General features: G+C 61.9%; 2 protein-coding genes. Both read left to right on the top strand.

The genetic code is table 11. The features are described from left to right. Positions 1 to 863 (top strand): leucine-rich repeat domain-containing protein (locus tag ACXJ7R_RS30840; protein WP_457155109.1); only part of this gene is annotated, 863 nt, incomplete at its 5' end. Positions 864 to 886: 23 nt separating this feature from the next. Continuing rightward, positions 887 to 2,127 (top strand): SpvB/TcaC N-terminal domain-containing protein (locus ACXJ7R_RS30835; protein WP_457155108.1); only part of this gene is annotated, 1,241 nt, incomplete at its 3' end.

Below are 2,127 nucleotides of genomic sequence, written 5' to 3'. Positions count from 1 at the left end.
AGCTGACCAAGCTCTATTTCTCGAATACACACGTGCAATCCGTGACGCCGTTGGCGGACCTGCCGCTGCTCGACGACGCCGGTATGCGCAACCTGCCGCTGCAATACGCCAGCTTCGCCGAATACTGCATCGTCTACCGGTTCGATTCGATCGCGCTCGGCGACGCGCGAGGCTTCATGGCGGCGCTCGACAGCCGCATGCAGGCCGACCACGTCGATAGCGCCGATTGCAGTGCTGCGCAGAACTGGGCGCAGTCACTGACCAGCCTGACGCTGAACAAGAAGTCGATCATCGCCGTCAACCCCGTGGTCCATTTTCGGGCGCTGGGAGAACTTAACCTGTTCGACAATGTGATCACCGACGCGTCCCCGATCGCTTCGCTGACGGGACTCCAGAAACTGAACCTCGCCACCAACCGGCTGTCGGCGATCCCGCGCTTCAGCTCGAGCGGGCTCAAATACATCTACCTGAACGACAATCAGATCACCGACGTCGGCAATCTGTCGAACATGCCGGCGTTGTCGAATGTCGATCTGCGCAACAACCGGGTCTTCAATGCGCTGCCGCTCGGCTCGCTTCCGGCGCTGTCGATCGTCGATCTGCGAGGCAACCGGATCGAGAACTTCGTTCACGTTCATCCGGTGATCGGAAAATCCTATCTCGGCAACAATCCGATCTGCTCGTTCCCGCAGCCGCTCACCCCACAAGTCGCCGAAGCCTGCAAGCGCGAGCCGTCGCGCAYCCTGGACGTCAATATTCACGTGTTCGATGAAATTGCCGTCCAGCCTTTGGTCGTCTGTCCGCGTCCCAGCTGCCTGCAGCTCCAGCCCCACGTCATCGTGGGCCCGCTCATTCACCAGTAATGCCTGCACCCGGAGGTAGTCCCATGTTCGCCAAGACCCTTACCGCCCTCGCAGCCCTGACCGCTGGCGCCGCAGTACTCGGCTCCCCGGCTCGCGCCGAAGACAAATCAGCGACCTCGATCGTGCAGTTGCCCGCCGCGGGCGGCACCGTCACGCAGGAGGAAGGCAACTTCTCGCTGAACAACAATACAGGATCGGCGAACTTCACCCTGCCACTGCCGACCCTGCCGACTCGTGGCCAGTTCGGGCCGCAGATGAGCCTCACCTACAGCCAGTTCGCGGGCGATGCCGGCAACGGGCTCGGCATCGGCTGGCGGTTCAATACCCAGGAGATCGCCGTCAACGACGATCTCGGCACGGCCGTGCCCGGCACCAAGCCGKGCGGCGATTTCTTCTCCCGCCTGTCCTACATGGGCACGCGGCTCGTGTTTCTCGGAAACGAGAACGGCGTCTGGGAATACAAGCCCGAATACGCCGAGGACTTCGTCAAGATTCTCTATCACACCGGGGCGTTCGACGTCGTTTCGCTCGACCTGTCAGGCGGCCTGCACACCGACACCATCCCCTCCGGCTTCGATGTGACCAACGCCGACGGAACGCGGCTGATCTTCAGCGGCGACCCCTCCGTAGCGGAGGGCAATTTCGACATAGCCAAGCCCTACGTGACGAAATGGCCGCTGGTGCTGCAGCTCAGCGCCAACCGCGAAGCCGTCCGCTACGACTACCAGCGTTTCGGCGGACGCAGCTACCTGACAAAGGCCAGCTTCGCCGGCGGTCAGAGCAGCTATCAGTTCGACTTGATCGAGACACAATCGACCCTCGTCAGCCACACCAATGGCAGCAAACAGGAGAACGCCCGGCTTTACGGCAAGGTGACGGCGAAATTCAAGGACACCGTCTACGCCCAATGGTGCATGGGATATGTCGGCCGTGACACCAATGACACCTCGAAGTTCGTCGTCAGGGCGCATCCGGACTGCCTGGCGAAGGCTCAGGCCGACCTGACGCCGCTCATCGACACGCAGTCGGTCAATGTGCTCGACCAGTTGCGGGTGCTCTACCGGTATGGCGACACCGGCGGCGGGGCGCTGGCGCAATCGACGCTGAAGTTCCCGGACATCAATTTCGGCTATTCGTCGTGGACAAGCGCCGAACTGGCGTCACGCCCCGTCGTGTTCGAAGCGCCGAAGATGGCGTTCGCCGGCGACATCCCCCCTCAGAATTTCGAATTGGCCGACCTCAACATGGATGCACTGGTCGATAT

The organism is Mesorhizobium sp. P5_C1 (assembly GCF_054049815.1).
This window is presented reverse-complemented; position numbering and strand designations above follow the sequence as displayed.